The sequence below is a fragment of the Phycisphaeraceae bacterium genome (assembly GCA_019636675.1).
Lineage (GTDB): Bacteria > Planctomycetota > Phycisphaerae > Phycisphaerales > UBA1924 > JAHBXC01.
Map to the genome: position 1 here is coordinate 716,676 of JAHBXC010000002.1, position 24,393 is coordinate 741,068.

A 24,393-nucleotide genomic window follows, 5' to 3' on the forward strand; every position below is an offset into this window, starting at 1 on the left:
CCCGGGGGCTCAGCGCTTCGGCTGTCTTTTCGACGCTCCCTCGCGGGCCTTCTTCAGCATCGTCTCGACATCCAGCGTCTTCGGGTCTAGGAGCGCCGGATCCAGGCCCAGCTCGCGAAGCGCGTCTTCGAAGGAAGTCGCTTTGGGTTCCTCCGGCTGCTTCGCCGGCTCGGGCGCGTTTGTCGGCGCGGGCTTGCTCGGCGTCGTCGCCCGCTCGGCGGCCTTGAGCTGCGCGAGCGGGTCGTGCCGCCTCGCGGCGTCGAGGAGCCGCGCTCGCTGCTCGGGCGTGAGCGTGGCGCCGTTGGCCGCGAAGACCTCCACGCCCGCCTCGGGATGATGGGTGTGCGTCGCGCCTGTCGTCGTGACGGGCATTGTCACGCCCTCGCCCGTCAGCAGCGAGATCGTGCCCTTGTGCTCGTCGATGGACGCGAAGGTCTTGTCGATCATCGGAGGCAGGCGCCACGCCACCAGGCACAGCGCGAGGCACGAGACGGCGCAGCGGATGACAAGCCGGCGGTTCATCACCCTTCTGTATCGGTTCGTGCGCGGGGCGGGTCGCGGGGCCGGTTCCGGATGATCGGACCGTGCCCCTCCCGACCCGGGCGGCTTCACGCGCCGGCTGGTTCTCAGGCGTTCCCTGCCACCAGCGTCTCTCGCGCCGCGACCGCGAGCAGGTCGCAGCGAGAGTTCTCGGGGTGTTCGTTGTGGCCCTTGATCCAGTGGAACCGCATCTCGTGCGTCTTGCGCAGCGCGTCGAGGTCGCGCCAGAGGTCCTCGTTTTTGACGGGCTTTTTCGCCGCGGTCTTCCACCCGCGCGCGATCCACTGGTCGAGCCACTCCTTCAGCCCCTTCAGCACGTACTGGCTGTCGGAGGTGATGTCGACGCGCGAGGGTCGCTTGATGGCGCGCAGGCCCTCGATGACCGCGATGAGCTCCATGCGGTTGTTCGTGGTGTCGAGCTCTGCGCCCGACCGCTCGCGCACTGTTCCCGACGCAGGGTGCTTGAGGATGTACGCCCAGCCCCCCGGCCCGGGGTTGCCGGAGCAGGCGCCGTCGGTGAACAGCAGGACATGCGGGCGTGGTTCGCTCGGGTCGGTCACGCCGCGAGTGTAGACGGGATAGGCGCCGGCGTGGTCAGCGACGCCGACGAGCGAGCGCGACGACGCCCATCACGCCGAGCGCGACGCCCGAGACCGGCGACGGGACGCGGTACGCGATGTCGCCCAGGAGGATCCCGCCGCTGCGCGTGAGGTCCGTCGGGCTGAACACGATCGTGCCGTTGAGCGGGTTGAACGCGTCGAGGATGACGAAGTCGTCGGGGCTGGCGCCCTCGAAGTTGCGTGCGAGGAGGATGTGGCTCCCGTCGGGGCTGTAGTCCATGCCGCCGCCCAGCGTGAGCCCGGAAAGCGAGGGCGCGTCGGCGACGAAGGTCGCGGCGCCGGTGAGCGTGTCGAGCGTCCGGACCTCCGCCCAGACGATGAACTCGTCGAACTGGTCGTGGACATCGCGCAGGGTGAAGAGCTGGCCGGTCTGCGGGTTCACCGCGAGTCCGGCGAGGTCGCGCACGCCGGTGTCGCCGATCCTTCGCAGCGTCGGCGCGTCGGTGTCGACGCCCTCGAAGGCGTAGAGCGTCGATTCCCGCGCGTCGGCCTGGCGCGCGAGCCAGTAGACCGTGCCGTTGTGGTGCGCGATCGAGCCGGTCCCGAATGCCTCGAGCGAGGTGTCGAGGGTGAGCACCGGCGAGGAGAGGCCCGACTGCGCGTCGAACCGGTACAGCCCGTCGAACGGGGTTGCGCCGGGGGCGTCGGGCGAGCGCGCGAGGAAGTACGCGGTGTCCGCGTCGACGAAATCGAAGGTGGGCGCCCACGGGCCCTGCAGAACCCCGAGCGGCCCGATGGGCGCCGCGCCCGGGGTGAACTCCAGGAGCTGGTGGGGCAGCCCGTTGGTCGCGTCGCTGACGACGATCGTCTGCGCGATCGCGCCGGATGACGCGATCGATCCGACGACGAGCAGGCATCCGAGAGGGAAATGCTTCATGATGTGACTCCTCAGATTCCCTGTGCGGGTCCGGTCCCTGTGCCGGGGACGACGCCCTTGGGGCGACACCCCCAGATTCGCAGGATCCGGCCCGGGAGCAACAGGATTATGCCGGATTCATGCGAGAAACCCCCGAACACTGGACTTGCGCGTCTTCGGGGTACGATTCACCGATGACCAGCCCCACCGCACGCGTGCATCGTGTCGAAGTCGCCGTCTCCCAGGGTCGCGCCGATGTGCGCGGCGAAGCCGTGAAGCGAGACGCCGCGGCGCTCGGGCTCGCGCCCTCGTCGGTGCGATCCAGCAAGGTGTATCTGATCGAAGCGGCCCTCGATTCGGCGCAGATCCAGTCGCTTGCCCAGCGTCTGCTCGCCGACCCGGTGCTCGAGCGCGCCACGCTGGGCGTGACCGCGGCGAACGCCGGCTCGCGCGTCATCGAGGTGCACCCGCTCCCGGGCGTGATGGACCCGGCGGCGCAGACGGTGCGCGACGCCGCCCGCGAGCTGCTGGGGCTCGAGGACCTGGCCGTCACCACCGGCTGGCGTTTCGACGTGGCCGGCATCGACGCGAAGGGCGCCGAGACGCTGGCCAGGCGCCTGCTCGCCAACACGGTGATCCAGGCGGTGCACTTCGAGCCGTTCGTCCCCGACTCGCTCCCCAGGGGCGGCGGGTACGACCTGAAAGTCACGCACGTACCCATGCGTGACCTCGACGACGCTGCGCTCGAGAAGCTCTCGCGCGAGGGGCACCTGTTCCTCGACCTCAACGAGATGCACGCGGTGCAGGCGCACTACCGCGAGATCGGGCGCGAGCCCACCGATGTCGAGCTCGAAACCCTCGCGCAGACATGGAGCGAGCACTGCGTCCACAAGACGCTCAAGAGCACGATCCGCTACTCGTCGGATTCGATCGAGACCGACCGCATCGACTGGTCGAAGCGCCCCGGGCACGAGCGCCAGCCGGACGGGTCGGTCGTGATCCACAACCTGCTCAAGAGCACCGTCGCGGCGGCGACGCACGAACTCATCAAGGAAGGCGTCGACTGGACGCTCAGCGTCTTCGTCGACAACGCCGGCATCGTGGCCTTCGACGATGACCACGCGCTGTGCATCAAGGTCGAGACGCACAACCACCCCTCGGCGATCGAGCCCTACGGCGGGGCGGCCACCGGCGTGGGCGGGTGTATCCGCGACATCATGGGCACGGGCCTGGGCGCCAAGCCCATCGCCAACACCGATGTGTTCTGCGTCGCACCGCCCGACACGACGGATGTCCCGGCCGGGTGCCTGCACCCGCGGCGAGTCCTCAATCAGGTGGTCGCCGGCGTGCGCGATTACGGCAATCGCATGGGCATCCCGACCGTCAACGGCGCGGTGTATTTCGACGAGCGCTACATCGGCAACCCGCTGGTCTATTGCGGCTGCGTCGGCGTCATGCCGCGCGACAAGATCAGCGGGCACGCGAAGCCGGGCGATGTGATCGTCGCGCTGGGCGGGCGCACGGGGCGCGACGGCATCCACGGCGCGACATTCTCTTCGGCAGAGCTCACCGACACGCACGCCGACGAGTTCTCGCACGCGGTGCAGATCGGCAACGCGATCGAGGAGAAGCGCGTGCTCGACGCGATCCTGCGCGCACGCGACGCCGGTCCGGGCGGCGCGCCGCTGTACCACGCGATCACGGACTGCGGCGCCGGCGGTTTTTCGTCGGCCGTGGGGGAGATGGGCGAGGCGCTCGGCGCAGAGGTGCACCTCGAACGCGCTCCGCTGAAGTACGACGGGCTCTCCTACACCGAGATCTGGGTCAGCGAGGCGCAGGAGCGCATGGTGCTCGCGGTCCCTCGCGGGAACCTCGCGGCCCTGCGCGCGATCTGCGACGAAGAGCATGTCGAACTCGCGGAGCTGGGGACCTTCGGCACGCCCAACCGCGAGCTCGTCCTGCGATACCACGGGACCGAGGTCGGTCGACTCTCGATGTCGCTCCTGCATGACGGCATCCCGACCCCCACGCGCATCGCGAGCTGGACGCCCACGCCGGCGAAGCAGCGCGAAGGCGCCGCGAAGTTTGACGCGGGCGACGCGCTGCTGAAGCTGCTCGCGCACCCCAACATCGCGAGCAAGCGCTGGATCGTCCGCCAGTACGACCACGAGGTGCAGGGCAGGACGATCGTCCGCCCGCTCGTCGGCCCGGCTGGCGAGGGCCCCGGCGACGCCAGCGTGCTCCAGCCGACGCCCGGCTCGACGCGCGCCGCCGCGATCGGCTGCGGCCTCGCGGTTGGGGTGGGCGACCCGGCGATCGGGGGCGATCCGTACGAGATGGCGCTCGCCGGCATCGACGAGTGCGTGCGCAACCTCGTGTGCGTGGGCGCCGATCCGTCGCGCATCGCGATCCTCGACAATTTCTGCTGGCCAAGCTGCCGCAAGCCGGAGAACCTTGGCTCGCTGGTGCGCGCGTCGGAGGGCTGTTACGACGGCGCGAAGGCGTACCGCACGCCGTTCGTGTCGGGCAAGGACTCGCTGAACAACCAGTTCACGACCGAGGACGGTCGCACGATCGAGATCCCGCCCACGCTGCTCATCACCGGGCTGGGGATCGTGAACCACATCGACCGGTGCGTCACGAGCGACATGAAGCGAGCCGGCAACGCGATCGTGTTGGTTGGCGTCGCGACCGACGCAATGGGCGGCAGCCACCTCGCGCGCCTGGGCGTGGGCGTGCACGACGCGAACATCCCGACGACCTGTCTGCGCGAGGGCCCGGCGAACGCGCACGCCGTCGCGAAACTGATCGCCGAGGGGATCGTCGCGGCGGCGCACGACGTGTCCGATGGTGGGGCGCTCGTCGCGATCGCCGAGATGCTGATCGGCTCAGCCGATGCCGAGGGCAGGCACGCGCTGGGGGCGACGATCGATCTCGCGCGTCTCGCGACGCTGACACGGGACCGCGCGCCGATCACGCCGGTCGCGGCGATGTTCAGCGAAGCCCCGAGCCGGTACGTGCTCGAAGTGCCCCACAACCGTCTCGAGGACGCGCTGCGGGGCCTGGGCGGCGTGCGCCACGCGGTGATCGGGCAGACCACCGACGAAGGCGAGCTGGTCGTGTCGGGCAGTGGTGGGGGCGCCGGGCTGAAGGTTTCGGTCCGCGACCTTCGCGACGTGTGGCTCGGCGCGCTGGACTGGTGAGCGTCCGAGAACGAAAAAGGCGGGCGGGCGCTCATCGCGGAGCGTCCACCCGCCTTGGAGGAAGCCGAGACAACGCTTGCGCGCCGAGGTCGGCTCGTCGGAAAGGGAGAGGGAATTCGGTGGCCCGGTGTCCCGGGATTCCGGAGGTTTCTTGGGGTGTTTGCGTTCCGGGCGGGCGGTCGAGAAACCGTCGATCGAGGCCCGCCGGTCGGCTTACAGCAGAATCACGCCGACGATGAACGCCACCGAGGTCAGGACGCCCAGCACGCCCCAGAACCCCGCCATCTGGCGGTCCTGAGCGCTGGTGTGGCATCCGCAGTGGGCAAACTTCGCCATAGCGAACTCCTTTCCGGCCTTGGGCGCTTCTGTGCTTGCGTCCGCGGGCCGATGTTCACTATAGTATACGGTCGTTCTCAATCGGAGTTCTAGTTCGCCATAGAGAATTTTCCGCGAACCGGGGGGGCGGGATCGCCTGGAAGGATCGTGACGATGGAAGTGGCTCCCCAGATCGCCGCCCGGCGTCAGGTGCTGAACCTGACCCTCTCCCAGCTCTCCGAACGCTCCGGCGTCAGCAAGGGCATGCTCTCCGACGTTGAGTGCGGCAAGAAGAATCCCACCATCCGGATCCTCCACCAGATCGCCCTGGGGCTCGAGTGCACCATCTCCGACCTGCTGGGCGTCGAGCCCAGCCCCCAGCTCGAGCCCATCCGGAGGGCCGAACGGCGCGTCATGATCGACGCCGGCAGCGGATCGGAGCGTCACCTGCTCTCGCCCCAGCTGGTGCGGCGAGGCATCGAACTGGTGATGTACAAGATGCCCGCCGGAGCTCGCATCGATTGGCGTGCCGATATGCCCGGCTCGATGCAGCACGTCACGGTGCTCGAGGGTGCCCTGCGTCTGGTCGTCGGGCCCGAAGAGGCGCTCCTGCAGCGCGGCGACTCGGTGACCTTCCTGGGCGATAAGCCGCAGGTCTACGAGGCCCTCCACGAGTCTGACTGCCGGTTCATCCTGCTTGTTGACTCGACGCAGGTCGGTCGCGTGGGCGGCGGGATCGCCCCGGGCGCGATGGCCCCCTCGGGCGATCAGTCGGGCGGCGCGTGAAACCGGCGCGCCGGCGTCCAACAATGCAGCGATGAGCAACCCCACGCCCCGCGCCGTCGTCCTCCGAGCCGCCGGTACGAATTGCGACGCCGAGATGGTTCGCGCCTTCGAGCTCGCCGGGGCCCGCGTGGACCTGCTCCACCTCGACCGCGTGATCGACGAGCCGGCGCGCCTGGAGGACGCCGACCTGATCGGTTTCCCGGGCGGGTTCTCCTACGGCGACGACATCGCGTCGGGGCGCGTGTTCGCCGTCAAACTGCGCGAGCGCCTCTGGCCCGCGCTGCGAGCCGCCGCCGAGCGGGGCTGCCCGATGATCGGCGCGTGCAACGGCTTCCAGGTCATGGTGCAGGTCGGGCTGCTGCCCGGCCCCGAGCGGGGCGAGGGGTGGCCCGAGCGTGCGCCGGCGCAGCGCGTCGCGCTCGCCGACAACCAGCACGCACGCTTCATGGACCGCTGGGTGCGCGTCGAGGCCGAGCAGGACAGCCGGTGCGTGTGGACACGCCCCCTCCTCGACGAGCGCTTCGCGGGCGACGCCATGATGCTCCCCATCGCGCACGGCGAGGGGCGCTTCGTCGCCGACTCCCCCGACACCCTTCACGCCCTCGAGCGCCAGGGCCAGGTCGCCCTGCGCTACGCCAAGCACGACAACCTCAACGGCAGCGAGGGCCGCATCGCCGGGATCTGCGACCCCTCCGGGCGCATCTTCGGGCTCATGCCCCACCCCGAGCGCTACACCCAGTGGACGCACCACCCGTTCTGGACGCGCCTCGAGCCGTCTTCGCGGCGGGGCGACACCCCCGGCCTCGCGATGTTCCGCGCCGCCGTCGAGGCCTGCCGCGAGCCGGTCGGGGCATAACTCCAACATCGCCCCTTGGAGTCCGGGCGCAATCGCTGTAGTCTGCTCGGGATGCAACACCACCGGCATCCCGGCGGGCCCGCGCTCGAGTCGCAACCGATCGACGCCCGCGTCCTTGCGCGACTGCGAAACGGGGCCTTCCTCGTCGAAGTCGGTCTCCTGTTGTCTATCCTCGCGGGGCTCGTGATAGGGCTCGCCCGGGGGTTCTACGAGGAATCCCTCGTAGCGGATACGGATTCTCTTACGTTCGCTGCGCTTCACGCCGCCGTAGGGCTCGGGATGATGGCTGTCGCGGCGATCGGGCTCCTTGGCTGGTGGCGTATCCTCAACGCGGAGCGCGAGTCCTTCACGCCAGACCGCCCCGACCCCGACCCGGGCCGACGGACGGCCGTGCGCGTGACCGTGATCATCAGCGCGATCGGCCTGTGTGTCACGCCGATTCAGCAGTTCTCGTCGGCCACGCTGCTGTGGCACACCGAGAACAGCGCTGAGCCGGCTGTGTGGGCCGTCTTGCTCACGATGCTCACCGGGCTCGTCGGGATGGTGGCGGGCGTGGCGATGATCGTCCGGTTCTTCGTCGGCCTGATGTTCATCGGCAGACTCGGCGAGCGCATCGGGGTTCCCGGGATGAGAACCAGGTCGAAGTCGGTGATCCGCCTCGCCATCGGAACGGCCTGCGTCTATGGCGTGGCATTGATCGCGGCGATCGCTCTGCTCGTGGCGTCGGTCGCCATGCCGGGCGCGGAGATGGCCGCGATTTTCGTCATGGGTGTCTGCGCCCTTCTCGGGCTGATCCTCGGCCTTCTGACGATCGCCCGGTATGTCGGGACTTTCGACACCCTCCGGAAGCACTGCAAGATGCACAGCGGGGGAGCGCAGCCCGCCGACTCGCCCTGAAGCGCGGGGCGGGGCCAGCGCGCCGTGATCTGAACCGTTCCGTCGCTCTCCGGGGCTGGTGAAACCGACCGGCCCTGCTATCTTCACGCTATGCGCAACGCGACGATTCCTGCTGACAACATCGAGGCCCTGCACGGGGTCGACCCGGCTGCGCTCGCCCGTCTCAAACGCGGAGCGACGCGCCTGGTCGCCGCGCTCGCCCTTGCTTTGGTTTTTCATTCAATCACCCGCGGCCTGTTGCGCAACTGGGACGAGCACTGGCTGACGACCCTCACAGCAACGAACTACGCGCTCATCCACGCTGGCCTCGGGGTGATCACCACGGCGTGCGGGCTCCTCGCGGTGCTCGGCTGGAGAGACATCGTCCGATCCGAGCGATCCGCCGCGGATTCGCGCGTGCACCCGGACCCGCTGCTCGCGAAGATCATCGTCGTCACGCTCGTCGTGCACGCGATCACGCTCCCGCTTGAGCCGATCAGCGATTACGTCACGGCATACACGGACTGGCTCGATTATGACGACTCGCCGTACCCCCTCTGGGCCGAAACGCTGCTCTGGGTTCACCTGCTGCCGACGCTCGCGATGCTCATCGCGTTCTGTGTCCGTTTCGTAGCCGGCACGATCCTCATCGGTCGCCTCGGCGAGCGCCTCGGGATCGCGAAGCACCGCCGGTCATCGCGCAATCTGCTGCTCTTCGCCGCCTCTCTCCCCGTCGTCGGCTTCGCGGCCTTCATCCTGGCCGTGCTCGACAGCGACCCACTCAGGTCCATCGGCATCCTGGTCCTCTTGGTCATCGGGCTGTGCACACTCGTGGGGTTCTTCTGGTATCTGCGGCTCATCAACGCGGTCCGGCTACGCAGCAAACTCGCGCTCGCCCTGTCTCGCGACGGACTCCTCACTTCCGGCGCCCCAGCAGCCCCAGCAGCCCCCGGCGCCCCCGGAACCCCAACGCTCCCGTGACCCCCGGTCCCTCTCCGGAGCGGCGCCGACAGCGCGCAGCCGGTCCCAGTCGCGGCCTTGACGACTCCGGTATGGTGGTGGCATGGCAGAGGCCCACTCCGAGGGCGGGGAATTGGCCGGGGATGCGCCCGACCCCTCCGTGTCTCGCACAATCCTGAATCCGCGCGGCATGCGATGTCTGCTGTGCGCCTACGACCTCTCGGGAATCCCCGCCGATGCGCGCTGCCCAGAGTGCGCCGCGGAGATCTCGCACACACGCCAACTCCTGCTCTCCAGCCAGCCGGAGCACACCCTGCGCCGGCTCCAGCGCGGCACGCTCGCCATGCTCATCGGCGTGGGCGTGCAACTCGTGTTCGGGGGCGTGGGCAGCGTCGCGCCGGGCCTGCTGCTGATGCGCGGCTCCGGGGGCGTGAACACCACGGCGCTCGCGATCATGAGCGCCGTGCTGAGTCTGGTCGGGCTTGGCATGCACGCCACCATCGCGTGGGGGCACTGGGGCGTGACGACGCCCCTGGCCGGGACCGTCCCGGCCGAGTGGTCGCGCAACGGCGCACGCGTCGCGGTCCGAACGCTCACGGTCATCCTGCTCGTGATCGCGATGGGGAACCTCGCGCTGGGCATGTACTTCGTGCTCGATCCAAACACGAGCACCATCTTCGACCCGAACGCGACATCCGCATCTGCGGCGATGCTCTACGGCGGCACGATGATCGCGATGTCGATCCTCGGAGTGCTCGCGACGGCGGGCGAGTTCCTCCGATTCGTCTTCTCGTCCGTGTACCTCGGCGCCCTCTCCCGACGCGTCCCCGACCCCGGGACCAGCCGGATCGCGAGGAATGTCGCTCGGTTCTCCGTGTATCTCGTGGTCGGCTCCTTCGCGATCGGCGTCGTGGTGTTCGCCGGGTTGTACTTCGCCAGCGGGTGGATCTCGGCCGGCGTCGCCGCCGGCATCGTGGGGGTCTGCCTGTTCGGCGGGGTGTTGCTGGTGGGGGTGTCGGCGCTGACGCTCCTGATTCTCTGGGTCGTCGCGTACGCGAAGTTCGCGTCGTCGGTCTCGCAGATCCGGAAGGAACTCGCGCGAGCACGCCGCGAATCGGCGCAGATCGGAGCGGTCGCGCCATGACCGTCGCGCCGTACTCCAGTCCTCCCTGTCTCGTCTGCGGCTACGACCTCACGGGCATCGACGCGCCGATCTGCCCCGAGTGCGCCACGCCGCGCATCGTTCAGCCCGGCAGCGAGTTCGTCGCACAGCCATGGCCCTGCGTGCGGTGCGGCTACTCGCTGCTCGGCGCTCGACACGGCGGCGTGTGCCCTGAGTGCAGACTCGGCGTCGGTCGCTCCCTCGACCCGTCGCTCCTGCGCATGCAGCCCGTCGAGACGCTCAAGACGCTCCAGACGGGCGCGCTGCTCACCACGCTGGGGATCGTGCTCCCGGTCTTCGGACCCTGCTTCGGCTCCATCCTGCTGGGGTTTGCCATGGTGCAAGGCCGCGCGGCGATGATGGTGATCCACATCGTGGGTTGGTTGCTCCTGGGGTTGGGCGTGTGGCGAATCACCACGCCACTGCGCGGCGCGCACGCGCTGCGCCCGCCGACGCCCCTCTCTCGCGCGTTCCGGCTGACGACGGTGCTGGCCGGCGCGTGCTGGATCGCTTCGTCTGCCCTTTCCTTCGCCGTGTATTCCGGCACAACGGGCCCAAACCCCGCCGTGCCATCTGTCACGACAGCCTTTGCCATGCAGGCCGCGGCCTCGCTGGCGACCTTCGTGTGCGCCGTCGTGGGCCTGCTCCATATTCGCTCGCTCATGCGGCTCGGCGTGCGCAGGGGGAAGCGTGGCGGCGCCGCGGCGACATCGGCGCTGGTGGTGCTGCTCGTCGCCGTCGGGCTGACGCTCGCGATAGTGATCTTCGGAAGTCTCACGCTGCTTTCCAACCCAGGTCCTCAGGGCGTGTTCGGGGCGGTATCGGGCCTCGCAGCGCTCGGCGCCGGCCTCGCGTGGTTCACGGCGTACATCTCGTTCATCGGCGTCTCCGACCGGCTGCGTCTGCTCATCCGAAGGGAGCGTCGCATCGGCGAACGCGCGCGTGCGGATGCGCCTGTTCCACACCCGCCTCAAGCGGAGGTCCACGCATGAGCGCCTTCAACGACCCACGCTACCTCGCGGCGCAGGGACTGCTCAACACGCCGCGCACCATCGAGCAGGACAAGCCCTGCCCCAAGTGCGGCTACAACCTCAAGGGGCTCACCGTGGGCGGCGTCTGCCCGGAGTGCGGGCGGGCCATCAGCGTGCCGCAGAAGCGCATGCTCGAGGACACGCTCGTCGATGCGCCCCGCGCGTACCTGCTGCGGTTCACGGTCGCCATCAGCGCGGCGTTCGTCGGGCTCGCCTGCATCATCTTCGGGTTGTTCACGGCCTTGACGCTAGCGGTCATGAACTCGGTGTTTGGTTTCTACGGGCAATCGGGTCCGAACGCGATCGTCGGGCCGCAGCTGCAGATCCCGACGCCCTCCGACACCTTTTACACCCTGGTGTTTCTCTTCGGCTCGCTCGCGTGGGTCGGCGGGTTCGTGGTGACGACGCTGCCGAGGCCCGATCCGCCCGACGCCGACGAGCCGCGCCGTCGCGAGTGGTACAGGCTGCGCGTCGCGTCGTGGGGCACGCAGGGGGCGTGGGTGCTCGCCGCGGCGCTCCTGCTCGTGCTCACGATGAGCGCGCCAACGCCCGGCCCCGGCGCAGGCATGCCCCTATGGGTGGTCGTGATCGCGACGATCTCGGCGATCTCGGCGCTGGTCGCGTTTGTCGGGCTCGTCCCGTCCGCGGTGCTGCTGTCCTGCTACGCCGACTGGGTTCCCGATACGGAGCTGAGCTGGCGCATGCGAACGAGCGCGTGGTCCATCGGCGTGTTCGGCGCGCTCATCGTGGTGACCGGCCTCACGCCCCCGGGCTGGCCGAGTTTCGCCGGGGTCATCCCGTTCATGCTCTGGCTCGGGATCGCGGTCTTCTGGGTCGGTTTCCTGGGCGGTCTGGGCGTCCAGTTCTTCTCGATCGGGCAGCTCGCGATGGCCGGCTGGGCCGCCAAAGAGAACCACCGCATCCGCGAGGAGCGCGACCAGCGCATGCTCGAAAAGATGCGCCGCGAGAAGGAGGAGTACGACCAGCGGATCGACGCGGTGCGCCGACACGTCGACGAACCGGCCCCCGGCGTCCGCAAGGTCGGCGTCGCCCCGCGCGGGCCCGACGCCCATCCAACCCCCCGTCCCAAGCCGTGAGGCCCCGACGCCCTACACTCGCGTCATGAGCGAGAAGGTCATCCGTTGCGGCGTCGTGGGCGTGGGTCGAATGGGCCGCCACCACGCGCGCGTCTACACCGAACTGCCCGGCGCCACCCTCGTCGGCGTCGTCGATCGCGACCGCGCCCGGCGCGACGAGATCGTCGCCAAGCACGGCGGCGCGTCCCTCGATTCCGTCGAGCAGCTCCTCGAGCTGGGCGTCGACGCGGTCAGCATCGCGGTCCCGACGACGGCGCACCTGGCCGCCGCCACGCCGCTGCTGAACGCCGGCGTCGCGTGCCTCATCGAGAAGCCCCTCGCGAACACGGTCGAGGAAGCCGAGAAGATCGCGTTCCTGGCGTCGAAGTCCGGCGCGACGCTGCAGGTCGGGCACATCGAGCGCTACAACCCGGCGGTGGTCGCGCTGCGCAAGCTCAAGGAATCGGGCGCCGCCGAGATCGCGCCGCGGTTCATCGAGATCCACCGCGTCAGCCCGATGACCTTCCGCTCGGTCGATGTCGGCGTCGTGCTCGACATGATGATCCACGACCTGGACGTGGTGCTGATGCTGGTGGGGGGGCGCGAGCCGCGCGAGGTCCGGGCCGCGGCGGTGTCGGTCATCACGCCCCACGAGGATGTCTGCAACGCGCGCCTCGAGTTCGACACGCCCCGCGGCGTGTGCGTCGCGAACATCACCGCGTCGCGCCTCGCGATGAAGACCGAGCGCAAGATCCGCATCGTCGCCGAGGACGCGTATGTCAGCATCGACTACGCCAAGCGTGAGGGCATCGTCATCCGCAAGACCGCCAACGCGGAACAGCTCTCGATGTTCCAGCAGAAGATCCGCGAGGGCCACGACCTCTCGGACCTGAACTACGGCGAACTGATCGACATCGAGCCCCTGCAGATCGACGAGGCCGAGCCCCTCAAGAGCCAGTTGTCGAGTTTCCTCGACGCCGTGCGCACCGGGCGACGCCCGGACATCGACGCGCGGGACGGCTTCGCGAATGTGCGCACGGCTCAGAGGATCGTGGAGGCGGCCCGGGGCGCCGCCGGCGTTGGCTGAGGGCGGGCGATGCCTCCCCTTCGGAAGGGGCCCAGCGGGGCCGGATCGGGGTCGCATGACGGGCACGCGGCATGACTTCAGGCCTACACTCCCCGCCTTCACCCGCTTGAGGAGCACCGACCCGTGGCCAAGGCCTTCCGCTGCCGAGTCATCACCCCCGAAGCACGCCTCCTCGACGAGGAGGTCTCCGCCGTCAATGTCCCCATGTGGGACGGCCAGATGGGCTTCCTGAACCAGCGCGCCCCCATCGTGGGCAAGCTGGGCACGGGCGAGCTCCGTCTCGACTTCACGGGCGGGGGCGAGCGGACCTATTTCCTCGACGGCGGCTTCGCCCAGATGGTCGACAACCGGCTGACGATCCTCGCGAACGAGGCGGTCCCCGCCGAGCAGATCAACGAGACCGAGGCCAAGGCCGAACTCGCCGAGGCCCAGGCCCGGCAGAGCAGCGACCCCAAGGAGATGGAGCGCATCACCCACGAGCGCACCAAGGCCCGCACCAAGATCGAGGTCGCCCAGCGCTTCAAGGCCAAGGGCGGCAGGATCTAACGAGCCGCGCTCACTGAACCGAACCACCAGCACGCCTCCGACCGGTTCGGGGGCGTGTTTGCTTTTGTGGCGGGCGGCGTGGGGACCTGCCGAACCTTGAGAGATCTCAGGCGCACCTCGCGCCCAGAACTCCCCGGAGCGCACGCGATGACACAGCCCGTGACTTCCCGTCTCGACAGCCCCGTCAATCCGTTCGTCGGTAGCGCCTCCAAGCGCCTCGAGAACTCGCTCTCCCGGCTCGCCGGCGCCAACGCCGTGAAGCCCACCGAACGGGCCGATGCCCGCGCCGACAGCGCGCAAGTCGCCGACCCGTCCAGCGTGGTCAAGGCTCTTCGCGACGGCGCCCCGCTCCGCACGCTCGCCGAGCAGCTCTTCCAGCTTCGCAAAGCGTTGTCCTCCGGGTCTGAGTCCGGCGCGGCATCGCTCGCACAGGCGGCCAACTCGACGATCAAGGCGTTGTTCGCGGGGCTCCCCGACACCGGCGCGGCGCCCACCTCGCGGCTTGACTTCGATGCCCCGTTCCTCGATCTCTCCGGCGACAAGGACGATCCCGAGGCGCGCTTCGAGGTCGAGCTTTCCGGCCCGCGCGGCCGGCAGACCTTCAGTTTCGCGTCCGGCACGAGCATCCAGGACATCGCGGAAACCCTGGGCGGCTTCGCCAAGGAACTCGGCGTCACCACGACGCTCTCGGGAAATGCCCTCCGGTTCGATTCGGATTCGCCGCTGAGCGCGTCGTTCGTCGGTGTCCGCGTTCTCGACGCCGCCGGGGCGAACCTCGCGCAGTCGACCGAGACGCCCAGCGCGCTGTCGCGACTGTCCGAGGCGATCGATCGCCCAGGCGCCCTCGCGGACCGCGGGTTCCTCTCGCTGCTCGACGACGCGATCCGCGAGGTGGAACAGCTCGAACGCGCACAACTTCTCTCGCGAGGCCTCACCCCCGAGGTCGCCTCGTTCACGCGCGACGACCTCGATGTCATCCGCGAGGCGCAGCTCAAGCTCATCCAGGAAGCGCGCCGCGTCGGGCTCGTCAGCGACCCCGACCCGCAGAGCGCCATCGACGCCCTGCGCGGCTGATCAGCCCACGCGCACCGTGCGCACGAATTCTTTGAGGCGCTGCTCGACCTCGGCGTCGGTGAGGCGCGTGAGCCGTTCGAGACTGAACGCCTCGATGGTGTAGCTCGCGATCACCGTGCCGTAGGCCATCGCGCGCTGGATCGTTTCCATCGATGCCGGGTCCTTGCCCGCCGCGTGCGTGGCGGCGATGTGGCCCATCATGCCCCCGGCGAAACTGTCGCCAGCGCCCGTGGGGTCGATGACGACCTCGGTCGGGAACGCCGGGAGCGCGGCCACCCCATCGCGGTGCACGAGGATCGCGCCGTGCTCGCCCTTCTTGATGAGCGCGAAGGTCGGGCCCATATCGAGGATGTGCTTCCCAGCGGTGATGGGGTTGCGCTTGCCGGTGAGGAGGCGCGCCTCTTCGTCGTTGAGCACGAGCCCGTCGACTTTCTTGAGCAGCTCGATCAGGTCGGCACGCGCGATGTCGATCCACAGGTTCATCGTGTCCGACACGACGAGTTCGTGGTCGGGGAAGTGGCCCAGCAGGTCGGCCTGCACCGCCGGGTGCGTGTTTGCGAGGAAGACGAACTTCGAGTCGCGGTACGACGCCGGGGGCACCGGGGGCTTCTCGGCCACGACACCCAATTCGGTGAAGAGCGTCTCGCGCGAGTTCATGTCGTCGAAATAGCGCCCGCCCCAGGCGAAGGTCCTGCTCTCCTCGCGCAGCTCGATGCCCTCGACGCTGACATTGGGGAAGTGGGTGAAGACGCGCCGGTGCCCTTCATGGAAGTCCCCGCCCACCGCCGCCACCATCCGCACTGGCGTGAAGAACGACGCCGCCGCCGCGAAATAGGTGCACGAGCCGCCCAGGACCGCCTCCGCTGAGCCGTGCGGCGTGTGGATCGTGTCGATGCCGATGGTTCCCGTCACGATCAGACTCATGGGGCGCGTCCTTTCTGCCAAGAGGGGGTGGCCAGTCTAGACGCGATCTCCCTCCACGCGAAGGCCCCGCCCGGCACGGCTACCCTCACTCCCTATGGCCCATGTCGTCACCCGTTTCGCCCCCTCGCCCACCGGCTGGCTCCATGTCGGCGGCGCCCGCACCGCGCTCTTCTGCTACGCCTTCGCGAAGCGCGGGGGCGGGTCCTTCCTTCTTCGCATCGAAGACACCGATCAGGCGCGCTCCAGCGAGGACTTCACGCGTGGCATCCTCGTCGACATGGCGTGGCTCGGCATCGCGTGGGACGAGGGCCCGGCCTTCACCGACTCCAAGGGCGTCCGCTTCGGGGGCGACCCGCGCTCTGTCGCGCCCTTCGAGCAGAGCAGGCGACTCGATCTGTACAACCAGTACCTCGATCGCCTGATCGCCGAAGGGAAGGCCTACGCCGCCTTCGAGAAGCCCGAGGAGCTGGAGGCCAAGCGAAAGGCGGCCATCGCGCGCAAGGAGCCGTACCGCTACGACCGCGCCGCGCTCGAGATCCCTGCCGACGAGCGCGCCCGGCGGGTGGCGGCGGGCGAGCCCCATGTCGTGCGTTTCCTGTGCCCCGACGAAGAGGTTCTGGTCGTCGACGAGGTGCTGGGCGAGGTGCGCGTCGGCCCGGGCGAGGTCGACGACTTCGTGATCCGCAAGGCCGACGGCTTCCCGACCTACCACTTCAGCGTCGTGATCGACGACGAGCTGATGGGCGTGACCCACGTGCTGCGCGGTCAGGAGCACCTGTACAACACGCCCAAGCACGTCGCGCTGCAGCGCGCGCTGGGGTTCCGCACGCCCAAGTTCGCGCACATGCCCCTCATCTTCAACATGGAGGGGGCGAAGATGAGCAAGCGCGAGCGCGACCAGGCGGCGCGCAAGGCGGCGAAAGACGCCGGGCTCTCGTCGTCGCCCACGCCCGCGCTCGACGACGCGTCGTTCGGCGTCTGGCTCAACGACAAAACCAAGCAGCTCCCGCCAGAGCAGCTCGAGCCCCTGGCCGAGGCGCTGGGCCTGCTGCTGCCCGAGGTCACGGTCAACGATTTCCGGCGCGCCGGCTACCTGCCCGAGGTCATCACGAACTTCATTGCGCTGCTCGGCTGGTCGCCCCCGCCCGAGGCGGGCGAGAACATCGAGAAATTCGACATCGGCTTCCTCGTGAAGTGGTTCGATCTTGGGCGCATCGGGAAGAGCAACTCTCGCTTCGATCGCAAGAAGCTGCTCGCGTTCAACACCGACGCGATCGCGGCCATGCCCGACGACGAGTTCGCCCGGCGCTGGCGCGAATGGTGCGAGGCGCACGCGCCGGCCATCGCCTCGCAGATCACGGGCGACGCGTTCACGACGCTCGCGTCGGCTGTCCGCCCGCGCTGCAAGACCTTCCTCGACGCCGCCGAGCAGGGCCGCTTCGCGCTCGCCGAGAGCGACCGCGTGGTCTACGACGCGAAGTCGGTCGAGAAGAACCTCACGAAGAACGAGGGCGAGGGGCTGAGAGTCCTGCGCGAGCTGCGCGGCGCGATCGCCGGGATCGGCCGGTTCGACGCCGCCTCGGTGAGCGCGGCGCTCGAATCGTTCGCGGAGTCTCGCGCGCTGGGCATGGGCAAGGTCGCCCAGCCCCTGCGCGTGGCGCTCACGGGATCGACGATCAGCCCGCCCATCGGCGAGACGCTCGCGGTGCTCGGGAAGGATCGCACGCTCGCGCGGATCGACGCGTGCCTGGCGGCCCACGCCTGAGCGGTCAGCCCTTGACGCTGTCCTGCGCGGTTTTGTGCATGAGATAGGCGAAGGAGCCCATCGCCGCGGCGCTCATCGGGTCGGCGTCGGCCGGGGGGCGTCGCTGCACGAACGAGCCGTCGGGCTGCATCTGCCACAGGTCTCGGTGATCGGAGAGGTCGGCCTCGACGATGTCGTGCAGTTTGCGGCGCGCGACCGGGTCGAGGACCGGGGTGATCGCCTCGACGCGGTAGTCGAGGTTGCGGTACATCCAGTCCGCGCTGCCGATGTACCACTCGCCCTCGGTGGGGTCGTCCTTGCCTGCGCCGAAGTGGAAGATGCGCGAGTGCTCGAGGAAACGCCCCATGCTCGAGACGAGCGTGATGTTCTCGCTCATGCCGGGCACGCCGGCGCGCAGGCAGCCGAAGCCGCGGACGATCAGGTCGATCTTGACGCCGGCGCAGGACGCCTCGTAGAGCTTGTCGATGATCTGCGCGTCTTCGAGCTGGTTCATCTTCGCCTTGATGACGCCCCTGCCCCCGGCGCGCGCGATCTCGGTCTCGCGGTCGATCATCTCGATGAACCGCTTTCGCATCGTGTTGGGGGCGACGAGCAGGCGCTTGTAGTCGCGCTTGCGCGACCGGCCGGTCAGGTAGTTGAACAGGTCGATCACGTCCTCGGTGATCTCCGGGTCGCAGGTCAGCAGGCCCAGGTCGGTGTAGAGCTCGGCGGTGCGCGAGTTGTAGTTGCCGGTGCCGACGTGCGCGTAGCAGCGCAGACCGCCAGGCGCGTCGGCCTCGCGCCGGACGATGAGCGAGATCTTGGTGTGGGTCTTAAGGCCCATCACGCCGTAGGCCACGTGCACGCCGTGCTTCTCGAGTTCTTTGGCGCGCTCGACGTTGTTCATCTCGTCGAAGCGGGCGCGGACCTCGACCAGGCAGGCGACCGCCTTGCCGTTCTCGGCGGCGCGGGCCAGCTCGGGCACGAAGGGGGAGTCGGCGCTGGTGCGATAGATCGTCTGCTTGATCGCGAGCGTGTCCTTGTCGCGGGCCGCGGCCTTGATGAACCGCTCGGTGCTCGCGCCGAAGGAGTCGTAGGGGTGGTGCACGAGCACGTCGCCGCGCCGGATGACGGAGAAGATGTCGGCGTCCTCGTCGGCCAGGCGCGTGGGGACCACGGGCGTCCAGGAGGGGAACCGGAGGTGGGGGATCGCGAGGGACGCGATCTGGAAGAGGGCCGAGTAGTCCATCGGCCCGCCGCGCTCGTAGATGTCGCCGGGGTGCAGGGCGAGGCCCTCGGAGAGGAACTCGAGGAACGACGGCTCGGGCTTCGCGTTGAGTTCGAGGCGGACGGCGCGCGCGAAGCGGCGCAGTTTCATCTCACTCTCGATGGTGTCGATCAGGTCGTCGGCGTCCTCGGCGTCGTGCTCGATGTCGGCGTTGCGCGTGACGCGGAAGGGCATCACCTGCTGGATCGTCATGCCGGGGAAGAGGTCGTCGAGGTTGGTGCGGATGACATCGGTCAGCAGCACGAGTCGCAGCGGACGGTCGGCGGTTGGGGGGACGAACGGCGCGCCGGGCTCGTCGGTGCGAACCATGCGCGGGATCGAGTTCGGCACCTTCACGCGCGCGAAGAGCGATTCGTCGGCGCGGTCCGGGCTCGACACCATGACGCCGATCGAGATGCTCAGGTTCGAGATGAACGGGAAGCGATGGCCCGGGTCGACAGCCAGGGGCGTCAGCACCGGGAAGACACTCTTGCGGAACCACGCCTCGAGGCGCGCTCGTTCCTCGTCGGTGGCGTTCTCGATCGGGATGATCTGCACGCCCTCGCGCGCGAGCGAGGGGACGAGGTCGTGCTCGTAGCACTCGGCGCCCTGCGCGATGAGGTCGACCACGATGCGCCGGATCGCGTCGAGCTGCTCGCCCGGCGTCAGCCCATCGGGCGAGCGGCGCATGACGCTGGCGGCGACCTGGCGCTTCAGGCCGCCCACGCGCTTCATGAAGTACTCGTCGAGGTTGTTGTGGAAGATCGCAAGGAACTTCACGCGCTCGAGGAGCGGGTTGCGCTCGTCCTGCGCCATCTCGAGCACGCGCTTGTTGAAGCGGAGCCACTGCACCTCGCGGTTGAGGTACCGCTGCTCCGCCGGGATGGCCTGGATCGCCGACGCCAGCTCCTCGGGCGTCGCGGTCTGGGCGGGCGCGGACGCCGGGCGCAGCGGGGCCAGGGGCTCGGCGTCGGGCGTGATCCTGAGGTCGGGCTGGCTCGATCGGGCGGTGCTCATGGGTGCGCTTCGGTCATCGGGTGGGGACAGAGGTATTCGGACCTAGATCGGCTCGTGTTCGCGCCGTCTGAAGGCGACTGGCGGCCCCGGAGGCCGATTTAGCGCGACGGTGCGCGATAGATCGCTGCGCAGCCGGGGGCTTCCGTCACCCGCACCGACGCGACGCGCACGCCGCGGGCGGCGTCGCGCGCCGGCAGGGCCGCGCCCAGCGCGTCGGCGATGTGCCGAGCCACCAGCTCCGCGGTGGGGTTGACGCGATCGAACGGCGCTGTCGAGTTCAGGTCGCGGTTATGGAATGGGCGCACGATCTCCTGCAGCGAGGACTCGATCGCGTGGAAATCGCACAGAAGCCCGTCCTCGTCGAGCGAATCGCCGGCCACGGCGACGCAGACGCGCCAGTTGTGCCCGTGCACCGGCTCGCGCCGCCCGCCCATCACGATCGCGTGGGCGGCCGCGAACTCCGTCTCGACGGTGATCTCGTACATCAGGCGATTGTACGGCCAGCGCGACGGTCCACCCGCTTGGAGTCCGTGAAGACCCTGCGGGGTCCAGCTCATCGGCGTATCCTCCGACGCTGCGCCGATGCACAAACAACGACCGAACACACGCAGGAGAGAACGGTGTCCGACGCGAAGACCGAGCCCGGGACGCAGAGCGCACCCCTGATGCTGTCCGTCAGCGGATGCCGCGGCATCGTCGGCGCGACGATGACCCCCGAAGTGACCGCGCGGTTCGCCGGCGCCTTCGCCGGCTGGCTGCGCGATCGCCACCCGGGCGAGGATCGCCCGGCGGTGGTGTTCGGCAAGGACGGGCGGGCCGGGAACGAGTCGCTGCACCTGGCGGCGATCGCGGGCCTGCTCGCGGCCGGCGTGCGCGTGGTTGATCTCGATGTCGCGGCCACGCCGACCGTGGGCGTGATGGTCGAGCATCACTCGGCGCAGGGCGGGCTCATCCTGACGGCGAGCCACAACCCCGCGCAGTGGAACGGCCTCAAGTGCATCACTCGCGACGAGAAGGACGCGCAGGGCGCGCTCCGCGCCCGCGCTCCCAAGGCCGAGGACGCGCAGGAGATCGTCGACCGCTTCCGCGCCGGGCGCGTGCTGCTCGCGCCGCACGATGCGCAGGGCACGCACGATCACGACGACACCTCGGCTCACGTGCATGTCGCGAGGGTGCTGAAGTCGGTCGCGGCCGTCGCGCCTGTCGACGAGATCCGCGCGAAGCGGTTCCGCGTCGCGGTCGACTCGGTGAACTCCAGCGGCGTCGCGGGAGCGCGCCTGCTGCTCGACGCGCTGGGGTGCGAGGTGGTGCATGTCCACGACGAGCCCACGGGCGTCTTCCCTCACAGCCCCGAGCCGACGGCGGAGAACCTCGCGGGGTTCTCGTCCGTCGTTCGCGACGCCGGCGCCGTCGTCGGCTTCGCGCAGGACACCGACGCCGACCGGCTCGCGCTGCTCGACGAGACGGGCGCGTACGTCGGCGAGGAGTACACGCTGGTGCTCGCGGCCAGAGCGTTGCTCGAGTTCGACCCGGCCGCCGCGGGTGTCGCGATGGCCGCCAACCTCTCCACCAGCCGCATGATCGACGACGTCTCGGCCCGGCACGCCGGCGGCGGGGTGGTTCGCACGCCCGTGGGTGAGGCGAATGTCGTCAGCGCGATGCTTCGCGAGGGCAGCGTGCTCGGGGGCGAGGGCAACGGGGGCGTGATCTGGTCGCCCGTCGCGATGATCCGCGACAGTCTCGGCTCGATGGCCCTCGTGCTCGCGCTCATGACGCGGACCGGGCGCACACTCTCCTCGCTCGTGCGCGACACGCCCTCCTACACCATCGACAAGCGCAAGGCGCCGGTGCGAGAGGGCCTCGCCCAGCGCGCGTGCGCCGCGATCGCCGAGCAATTCAGCGGCGGGCGGATCGACACCCAGGACGGCGTGCGCATCGACTTCGACGGGGGCGGCGACGACCCTGCGTGGCTGCATGTGCGCGCGAGCAACACCGAGCCGATCATCCGCCTCATCGCCGAGGCGAAGACCGGCGCGAGAGCGTCGCAGTTGCTCGACGAGGCGCAGCGCGTCATCGAACGGGTCTGAGCGCGACCGATGAACGAGAACTCCATCGCCCTCGACCCGCGCGTCTGCGAACGCCGCCCCGACGGCACGATCCTGATCCGCGTGAAGGCGGTCCCGGGCGCGAGCCGCGATCAGATCGTGGGGGTGCTGGGGGATCGGCTGAAGATCAAGGTCGCCGCGCCCCCCGAGGGCGGGAAGGCCAACGACGCGATCCGGGCGATGCTCGCACGCGAGATAGGCGCGAAGCCATCCGGGTTGGAGCTCGTGAGCGGGGGCAGCAATCCTGAGAAGGCTTTCCGCGTCACGCCGGGCTGGGCATGAGGCCCGGGCCGGGGTCGCGTCCCTCGTCGCTGCGCGGCTTGGGCGCGGGCTTGGACTGCTCGGCGCGGGCCTTGGCGGCCTCGAGGGCGAGCAGGTCGCTGACGGTGGGCTTGTTCAGCGCCTCGCCGCGCAGGAGCTTGCGGACTTCCTCCGCGGTGAGCGTTTCGTGGGTGAGCAGCGCCTGGGCGACGCGTTCGACGGCGTCCCAGTGCTTGTCGAGGACCTCGGCGGCGTCGCTGTAGGCCTCGTCGGCGAAGCGCTTCACCTCTTCGTCGATGAGCCGCGCGGTGTCTTCCGAATACTCGCGGTCGGCCTTGAACATCTCGCGAGAGTCTTCGCCGGCGTAGCGGACGAACCCGAGCTTGTCGCTCATGCCCCACTCGAGCACCGCGGCGCGCGCCATGCGGGTGAGTTGCGAGATATCCATCGCCGCGCCCGACGACATGTCGCCGGTCTGGCGCAGTTCCGCGATGCGCCCGCCGCAGACCACGCGCATGGTTGCGGTGAGCCACTTGAGCCCGTAGCCGTGGCGGTCCTTCTCGGGGAGGGAGAAGGTGGCGCCCATGGCCTGTCCTCGCGGGATGATCGTGACCTTGTGCAGCGGGTCTGCGCCGGGGACGACCGCCTGCAGGATCGCGTGCCCGGCCTCGTGGTAGGCGGTCGCGATGCGCTCGTCTTCCTCGACGGTGCGGCTGCGTCCGGAGCGTCCGTACTTGACCTTGTCGCGCGCCTCTTCGAGGTCGTCCTGCTCGACGAAGTCCTTGCCGCCCAGCGCCGCGGAGATCGCGGCCTCGTTGATGAGGGCTGCGAGGTCGGCGCCGGAGAACATGGGCGTGGCGCGGGCGACGCGCTCGAGGTCCACATCGGTCCCGAGCTTCACCTTCTTGGCGTGGACGCCCAGGATCTCGAGGCGCCCCTTGAGGTCGGGCATGGGGACCATGACCTGCCGGTCGAAACGGCCCGGGCGCAGCAGCGCCGGGTCGAGGACATCGACGCGGTTGGTGGCGGCGACGACGATGATCTGGTCGCCGGTGTCGAAGCCGTCCATCTCGACGAGGATGGCGTTGAGGGTCTGCTCGCGCTCGTCGTGGCCGCCGGTGGTGAAGCCCCCGCCGCGCCGGCGCCCGACGGCGTCGATCTCATCGAGGAAGATGATGCAGGGCGAGGATTCCTTGGCCTGCTTGAAGAGGTCGCGTACGCGCGAGGCGCCGACGCCCACGAACATCTCGACGAAGTCGGAGCCGGAGATGGAGAAGAAGGGGACATCGGCCTCGCCAGCGATGGCCTTGGCGAGAAGGGTCTTGCCGCAGCCGGGCTCGCCGACGAGCAGCACGCCGCGAGGGACTCGCGCGCCCAGCCGGGTGAATTTCTTGGGGTTCTTGAGGAAGTCGACGATCTCGGAGACTTCCTGCTTGGCCTCTTCGATGCCGGCGACGTCCTTGAAGGCGACCTTGACATTTTCCTTCATGAAGACGCGATGGCGCGACTTGCCGAAGGAGCCGAGCATCCCGCCGCCGCCGGACATCCCGCGCAGCCCGCGCAGGATGACGAACCAGAAGAGGAGGATGATGAGGATGGTGAGCGTGAGCGGGCTGAAAAGGATGCGGAAGAAGAGCGGCGCGTCGGGCGCGTTGCGGAAGTCGCCGTTGGTGAGTTCGTCGACCTGGGCGAGCCAGAACTCGCGCCCCTGAGAGCCGATGTCGAGCCGCACGGGGACTTCGGCGCCGCCGACGCCGAGCTTGCGCGCGGTGATCGTCGAGGTCTGCACCTCGACGGAGTTCTGCACGATCAGGTTGTCGTTGTAGAGGACGCGGAACTCGTTCCACGACGCGAGGCGCTCGACGCCCGCGTTCTGCTGGGTGAGCCAGACCGCGAGGAGTCCGACGAGCATGAAGATGACGATCCACCCGAAGGCGCCGCGCGGCACACGGGGCGGCGGGGACTTGTCGCCCTGCTTGCGAGGCTCATCCTGCCCGGACGAGCCCTTGGGTCGCTGCGCGCCGGGGCGCTGATCGCGGTCGTTCTGAGGCCTGCGGCTGTTGCGGGGTTCGGGCATCGTTCACCGG

21 protein-coding genes are annotated in these 24,393 nt (G+C 69.3%); 14 read left to right on the forward strand and 7 right to left on the reverse strand.

Annotated features, from left to right (window positions below; all coding sequences use genetic code 11):
• Positions 1–9: 9 nt before the first annotated feature.
• From KF684_09740 to KF684_09750, 3 genes are all read right to left on the reverse strand, one after another.
• Positions 10–522, reverse strand: a complete 513-nt coding sequence (locus KF684_09740; protein MBX3353205.1) for a hypothetical protein — start codon at positions 520–522, stop codon at positions 10–12.
• 104 nt (positions 523–626) lie between these two features.
• A complete protein-coding gene (gene rnhA, locus KF684_09745) occupies positions 627–1,100 on the reverse strand; it encodes a ribonuclease HI (GenBank protein MBX3353206.1) in 474 nt (157 codons plus the stop codon).
• Positions 1,101–1,134: 34 nt separating this feature from the next.
• On the reverse strand, positions 1,135–2,037 hold the full coding sequence (locus tag KF684_09750) for a hypothetical protein (GenBank protein ID MBX3353207.1): 903 nt from the start codon (positions 2,035–2,037) through the stop codon (positions 1,135–1,137).
• 173 nt (positions 2,038–2,210) lie between these two features.
• Between KF684_09750 and purL the strand changes: the two genes are divergently transcribed.
• From purL to KF684_09805, 11 genes are all read left to right on the forward strand, one after another.
• Positions 2,211–5,219 (forward strand): phosphoribosylformylglycinamidine synthase subunit PurL, encoded by a 3,009-nt coding sequence (purL, locus tag KF684_09755; protein ID MBX3353208.1) that lies wholly within the window; start codon positions 2,211–2,213, stop codon positions 5,217–5,219.
• Between the two features lie 489 nt (positions 5,220–5,708).
• Positions 5,709–6,320, forward strand: a complete 612-nt coding sequence (locus tag KF684_09760) for a helix-turn-helix transcriptional regulator (GenBank protein MBX3353209.1) — start codon at positions 5,709–5,711, stop codon at positions 6,318–6,320.
• Positions 6,321–6,351: 31 nt separating this feature from the next.
• Entirely contained in the window at positions 6,352–7,176 is an 825-nt protein-coding gene (locus tag KF684_09765; protein MBX3353210.1) for a phosphoribosylformylglycinamidine synthase subunit PurQ, read from the forward strand.
• Between the two features lie 282 nt (positions 7,177–7,458).
• Positions 7,459–8,073 carry a hypothetical protein gene (locus KF684_09770; protein ID MBX3353211.1) on the forward strand — a complete coding sequence of 205 codons (615 nt, stop codon included), beginning with the start codon at positions 7,459–7,461 and terminating at the stop codon, positions 8,071–8,073.
• Positions 8,074–8,163: 90 nt separating this feature from the next.
• Positions 8,164–9,033 (forward strand): hypothetical protein, encoded by an 870-nt coding sequence (locus KF684_09775; protein ID MBX3353212.1) that lies wholly within the window; start codon positions 8,164–8,166, stop codon positions 9,031–9,033.
• A 169-nt stretch (positions 9,034–9,202) separates the two neighbouring features.
• Positions 9,203–10,156, forward strand: coding sequence for a hypothetical protein (locus KF684_09780; GenBank protein MBX3353213.1), 954 nt, complete (start codon positions 9,203–9,205; stop codon positions 10,154–10,156).
• Positions 10,153–11,166: a hypothetical protein gene (locus KF684_09785; GenBank protein MBX3353214.1), complete on the forward strand. Its 1,014-nt coding sequence runs from the start codon at positions 10,153–10,155 to the stop codon at positions 11,164–11,166. The genes KF684_09780 and KF684_09785 overlap by 4 nt, the downstream gene beginning before the upstream one ends.
• The gene (locus tag KF684_09790) at positions 11,163–12,302 is read left to right on the forward strand and encodes a hypothetical protein (protein MBX3353215.1); all 1,140 of its coding nucleotides are present in this window, start codon (positions 11,163–11,165) and stop codon (positions 12,300–12,302) included. The genes KF684_09785 and KF684_09790 overlap by 4 nt, the downstream gene beginning before the upstream one ends.
• A gap of 25 nt (positions 12,303–12,327) precedes the next feature.
• Positions 12,328–13,368: a Gfo/Idh/MocA family oxidoreductase gene (locus tag KF684_09795; protein MBX3353216.1), complete on the forward strand. Its 1,041-nt coding sequence runs from the start codon at positions 12,328–12,330 to the stop codon at positions 13,366–13,368.
• 123 nt (positions 13,369–13,491) lie between these two features.
• Entirely contained in the window at positions 13,492–13,914 is a 423-nt protein-coding gene (atpC, locus tag KF684_09800) for an ATP synthase F1 subunit epsilon (protein ID MBX3353217.1), read from the forward strand.
• 147 nt (positions 13,915–14,061) lie between these two features.
• A complete protein-coding gene (locus KF684_09805; GenBank protein MBX3353218.1) occupies positions 14,062–14,988 on the forward strand; it encodes a hypothetical protein in 927 nt (308 codons plus the stop codon).
• On the opposite strand, the gene KF684_09810 is transcribed toward KF684_09805, so the two are convergent.
• Positions 14,989–15,912 carry a sugar kinase gene (locus KF684_09810; protein MBX3353219.1) on the reverse strand — a complete coding sequence of 308 codons (924 nt, stop codon included), beginning with the start codon at positions 15,910–15,912 and terminating at the stop codon, positions 14,989–14,991. It lies immediately after the preceding gene.
• A gap of 94 nt (positions 15,913–16,006) precedes the next feature.
• On the opposite strand from KF684_09810, the gene gltX reads away from it, so the two are divergent.
• Positions 16,007–17,677 carry a glutamate--tRNA ligase gene (gltX, locus tag KF684_09815; GenBank protein MBX3353220.1) on the forward strand — a complete coding sequence of 557 codons (1,671 nt, stop codon included), beginning with the start codon at positions 16,007–16,009 and terminating at the stop codon, positions 17,675–17,677.
• 4 nt (positions 17,678–17,681) lie between these two features.
• On the opposite strand, the gene ppk1 is transcribed toward gltX, so the two are convergent.
• Together ppk1 and KF684_09825 are read right to left on the reverse strand one after the other, a co-directional pair.
• On the reverse strand, positions 17,682–19,940 hold the full coding sequence (gene ppk1, locus KF684_09820; protein ID MBX3353221.1) for a polyphosphate kinase 1: 2,259 nt from the start codon (positions 19,938–19,940) through the stop codon (positions 17,682–17,684).
• Positions 19,941–20,038: 98 nt separating this feature from the next.
• Positions 20,039–20,425 (reverse strand): 6-carboxytetrahydropterin synthase, encoded by a 387-nt coding sequence (locus tag KF684_09825; GenBank protein MBX3353222.1) that lies wholly within the window; start codon positions 20,423–20,425, stop codon positions 20,039–20,041.
• 135 nt (positions 20,426–20,560) lie between these two features.
• Between KF684_09825 and KF684_09830 the strand changes: the two genes are divergently transcribed.
• A complete protein-coding gene (locus KF684_09830) occupies positions 20,561–22,027 on the forward strand; it encodes a hypothetical protein (GenBank protein ID MBX3353223.1) in 1,467 nt (488 codons plus the stop codon).
• A gap of 9 nt (positions 22,028–22,036) precedes the next feature.
• Positions 22,037–22,327: a DUF167 domain-containing protein gene (locus KF684_09835; protein ID MBX3353224.1), complete on the forward strand. Its 291-nt coding sequence runs from the start codon at positions 22,037–22,039 to the stop codon at positions 22,325–22,327.
• Here KF684_09835 and ftsH read toward each other — a convergent pair.
• A complete protein-coding gene (gene ftsH, locus KF684_09840) occupies positions 22,308–24,383 on the reverse strand; it encodes an ATP-dependent zinc metalloprotease FtsH (protein ID MBX3353225.1) in 2,076 nt (691 codons plus the stop codon). The two genes, KF684_09835 and ftsH, sit on opposite strands and share 20 nt — an antisense overlap.
• Positions 24,384–24,393: the final 10 nt, after the last annotated feature.